This window comes from Haladaptatus sp. (genome assembly GCF_049589095.1).
In the GTDB taxonomy this organism is placed as follows: Archaea; Halobacteriota; Halobacteria; order Halobacteriales; family Haladaptataceae; genus Haladaptatus.
The window spans coordinates 1-4306 of sequence record NZ_JBAWAC010000453.1 but is presented as its reverse complement, the minus strand read 5'-3'; the positions used below and the strand labels follow the sequence as shown (position 1 = coordinate 4306).

3 protein-coding genes and 1 pseudogene are annotated in these 4306 nt (G+C 64.6%); all 4 read left to right on the top strand.

Translation table 11 applies throughout. From position 1 onward, the window contains the following. Positions 1–320 precede the first annotated feature (320 nt). Positions 321–686, top strand: a pseudogene (locus tag WBV42_RS14260) (DUF7283 family protein); the annotation flags it as partial. 98 nt (positions 687–784) lie between these two features. Continuing rightward, entirely contained in the window at positions 785–1183 is a 399-nt protein-coding gene (locus WBV42_RS14255; protein ID WP_423986620.1) for a DUF7285 family protein, read from the top strand. Then, positions 1180–2013, top strand: a complete 834-nt coding sequence (locus WBV42_RS14250; protein WP_423986619.1) for a DUF7284 family protein — start codon at positions 1180–1182, stop codon at positions 2011–2013. The genes WBV42_RS14255 and WBV42_RS14250 overlap by 4 nt, the downstream gene beginning before the upstream one ends. Continuing rightward, the coding region (locus WBV42_RS14245; RefSeq protein ID WP_423986618.1) for a DUF7286 family protein at positions 2010–4306 on the top strand (2297 nt) is incomplete at its 3' end. The genes WBV42_RS14250 and WBV42_RS14245, both read left to right, overlap by 4 nt.

The following is a 4306-nucleotide window of genomic DNA, read 5'->3' as shown; positions in this document are numbered from 1 at the left end:
GACCGGACGTTGGTCGGGTATCGGGTCGGTCAATCGTTGCTGTCGGCGACCGTCGTCTATCTCCTCGCGTTCGTGTTCGCCGGAGCGCTGACGTAGTCCGCCGGTCGGAGGTCGTCCGAGCGGCGTTCAGTTCGATTCGCGTCTTCGATTCGCGTCTTCGTTTCCACAACCGACGACGGTCCCGGACGAGGAACACGACGACACCGACGAAGTTGAGAGCGAAGACCACCTCCGATGAAATTCCGTCGTCGAACTCTCTGTGTACGATACGAATCGTTTCGTACGAGCGTTTAAGTACGAAAACGGGACGATTCCGGTCCATGTTCGACGCACCTCTCGACGCGTGGTACGTTTGGCTCGGTGTCGCAACGGTGAGTCTCGCCGTCTTCGGCGTCGCCATCGAACTGCCGACGTCGCCGCCTCCCGACGCCGCCAGCGTCGCCGATACGGTCGATTCCGTCGCTGGCTGTACGTACTCTGCAACTGCGGAACATCCGCTTACAGCACGGCAGATTCGACTCGGTCCCCGCCGTCTCGGCTTGCGCGACGATGGCGGGACCGCACACGCGACGTTTCGATACGGCCCGGTCATCCCCGTGTTCGGGGCTGGCGACGGTTCCGATGGGAAATTGCGCCGCATTCTGTCCGGCACGCCGCCATCAGCGGTATTCGACTCGTCGGATGCGTTCCGGCGGGCGATTCGTACCGCTCGAAATCGACGGCCGTCGTGGAAACGGGCGGAAAAACAGGCTTCGCGTGCGCTGTGTTTCGTGGGGGGGAGTCGATGCGACGCTGGTCTCGGGCTAGGGCGCAGACCGAACCGATCGCTGCCCTCGTCGCCGTCTTCGCCGTCTGTCTCGGTTTGCTCACCTACACCGGCGTCCTCGGAAGCGCGATGCCACGGTCCGAGCGAACGCTTGCGCCGACGACGCTCTCGGCGGTCCAGGATCGAATAACTTCGAACGGAATCGTCCATCCTGACCGTCTCGAAGGCGCATCCTCTGCGAATCCCGACGGCTATCACCTCAACGTCACCCTCTCGGCAGGGTCACACGAGTGGCACGAAGGGTCGATACCTCCGAAGAACTCCGACGCTATCGACGCGGCGACGGCAACCGTGAGCGTGCAGGTCGGTCCCGGGGACATCCACCCGGGCACGTTGCGCGTGGTGGTGTGGCCATGAGGGCCATCAGCACCGTCATCGACGTGACGCTGTGTCTGCTGTTGGTCAGTGCCAACGCCTTCGTCCTCGTCGGCGCGAAGCCACCCGACTCGCCGATTCGAACGCGGACCGCCGAATCGACGGCGAACGTCCTCGAAACGGGCACGGCGAACGTGAACTACACGATTTCGTCCGATTCCGTAACGGTCCACCCGACGACGCACGGCACGCTCGCCGAACTCCTCGGGCAGGCCGCACTCGCCAACACGACGATTCGCGGAACCGAGTTGTCACCGACGAGCGATTCGTTCGAACGCGCGGTCTCCCGACGGGTGCAGGAGCGACTCGACTATCCTTCCCACATCCAGATTCTCGTCCGGTGGGAACCGTATCGTGATTCCGAACTCGGCGGTCGGTTCGCGCTCGGCGAATCACCACCCCACGACGTGGACGTTCACGCCGCCGTTCGCTCGATTCCGAGCGGCATGCCACGGGTTCGAACGCGAGCGCTCGACGCCGCCCGTCGTGACGGCTACCGCGGCGTGGCTCGCGTCGTCGCCGCCGGAATCGTCGCCGGATTGGTTCCGAACGAATCCACGAGGTTGGCCCTTCGAGACCGTGAAACAGGAATCGTTGTCGCGCGTCGATTTCGACGGTTGATTCGGTCGTACGACGCGGTGGATTCGGCGTCTCCCCGACTCGATAGCCAGCAAACGAGACGGGCGCTCATCGACGCGATGGCGAGAGCGGTCGAATCGGACATTCGAAGGTCGTTCGGGACGCCGACCGATGCCGCACGTTCGGTCGCCGTCGGACGAACCGAACTCGTCGTCAGGACGTGGTCCGCATGAGGTTCGCCGACGACACCCGGGGGCGGGTTCCGTTCGCGCTCATCGGTGTCCTGCTGTTGGTCGGAAGCGTCACCTTCGCGGGTGCGTTGGTCACCCGACAGTCACCGCAGGTGAACGAGAACGTCGATCGAAGCATGCGAAGCGTGACCGCCGGTAGCCACACCGCACTCCGCGAGGCGGTACAGCAGGCCGGGCGAGCGGCGGCCGCTCAACCGCTCATCGAACCGTCGAACACGACCACGGGTCGGATCATCAACGACTCCACCCCGTTCCGCGATTACCTCCGCCTTCGAATCTATCTCGCCGCCCGCCAGCGGTTACGCTCCGTTTCGGCGCACGTCGGTGACGTTCGTGCAACCGCGTCGCTTCGGGCCACACCGAACGCAGTTGCACTCCGGCGGGCGAAACGACGGGTCCACATCGAACCGGTCGGAAAGTCGACCGAGGCGGGTCTCCGCGTCCGAATCGAGAACGTGTCGCTCCGTGCGACTCGTGGCAGTACGACCGTCGCAAGTGCGGAAAAGGAAATGACGCTCGTCGTGGAAACACCCGTCCTCGCGCTCCACGAACGCGTACAGCGATTCGAGCGACGGCTGAACAACGGGCCGCTCGACCCCGGACTCGGCCGTCGATTGACCGCGCGACTGTACGCCGTGACGTGGGCGCGGGGGTACGCCCAGTACGGCGGTGCGCCGATCGCGAACGTGCTCGGCAACCGCCACATCGAACTGATGGCGAACGGCGCGGTTCTCGAAGAACAGCGGAAATCGTTCGGGGTCAGCGACCCGCGCGGACGGCAAAGTCTTCGGCGCGCTACCGCACGAGTCGGTCTGACCGACCTCCTCGTGCCGACGACCCAACACGGTGAACTGTGGACGAATCTCGTCCTCGACACGGCCGACTCAGCAACCGGTGGGGACGGCGACTTTCGAACGATTCCTTCGCCGAGTAACTCGACGTACTCCCCCGAGACGAGGACGAAAATCGGCGTGAATCGCTCGGCGGACCGAGCGTTGCTGGCTCTCATCGACGGCGGAACATCGAGCAAACTGGCGTCGTCAGTCGGGTCGGCGTACCGCGTTTCCGCCCGCTCGGTCACGACGGTTCGACACGTCCACGACGAACCCAAACCGCGACAGAACTCGCCCGGAGAGAATTGGACGCTCGTCGGCCAACGGACGAAAACGCACACTGTCGTCGAAAAGACAGGGGAATCCTCGAACTCACTCGGAACGCCGAGCGGATGGCACCTCCTCTGGACGGGTGCTCGCCGCGTCGTGCAGGAACACACGGTGATCCGGCGGTGGAAACGCGAGAACGGGTCCAGCGTTTCGCAGCGAGGCCGTTCGAGGAATCGTGCGGACCGTGCGGGTCGAGCGGCGCGAACGAGCCACACCACGATAACGACCCAGCACTGGACGGACGAGTTCGTCGTCTCCCTCGGGGTCGCGGGTGATCATCGGACGACCGAACGCGCACCGGTTCGCCCGCTTCCGACGGCGTACGAACCGGGCGGGCCGTTTTCCGGACCGAACCTCGCCGACGTTCCCGGGAAGGCGATCGAACGACTCGTCACCGACCGTGGCGGAGCGGACGAACTCGCACGACGTGCGGTGTCCGGCACGCTGAACACGCAACCGGTGACGATACAGGGGCGGTATCCGAGCCAAGTTCGGTCGTGGGCGTACAACGATGTACGAGGGGTCAGAAACCGGATTCGAAACCTCTCGGTGACGGTCTCGCGCGGAAATCTCGCGGCGGGAAAGACGAACCCGGCGTCGAAACTCGCACGAGTCCTCCGTGCGCGCCGAAGCGAACTCATCGACGCGCCGTCGAGCTACGACAGCGCAGCGGATCGGGCTCGATACGCGGCCCGTGCCACGTACCTCGATTCGGTCATCGATCGGCTCGATAGCAGGGCCGATCGTACTCGACAGGAACAGAAGGGTTTCGAGGAGGCTGTGAAGGGTGCTACCGGAATCCCACTCGACCGGATTCAACGGATTCTCACCGCGCGGACGAATGTCACGTCGCCGTCACGGCATCCCTTGCAGACGACCGGTCCCGGCGAGCCAGTGAACCTTAGCGTCGACGGTGCACCGCCATATCTCACGCTCTCCGCCGTCGAGCATCGCCACGTCTCTGCCGTGCCGCAGGGAACGACGGCCTACCCGCTCGCGGCGCGAAACGTCAATCTGTTCACCGTCCCGTCGGGCGACATCTCGGACACGATCACGTCGTTGCTGCCGGACGGACGGGAGCCGAAACGGGTGAGCGTTCGAAAGGCTGGCTT

Bases quoted from the DNA above. Each gene is read 5' to 3' on its own strand.
- WBV42_RS14250 (WP_423986619.1), top strand. From the start codon at position 1,180: ATGAGGGCCATCAGCACCGTCATCGACGTGACGCTGTGTCTGCTGTTG.
- WBV42_RS14255 (WP_423986620.1), top strand. From the start codon at position 785: ATGCGACGCTGGTCTCGGGCTAGGGCGCAGACCGAACCGATCGCTGCC.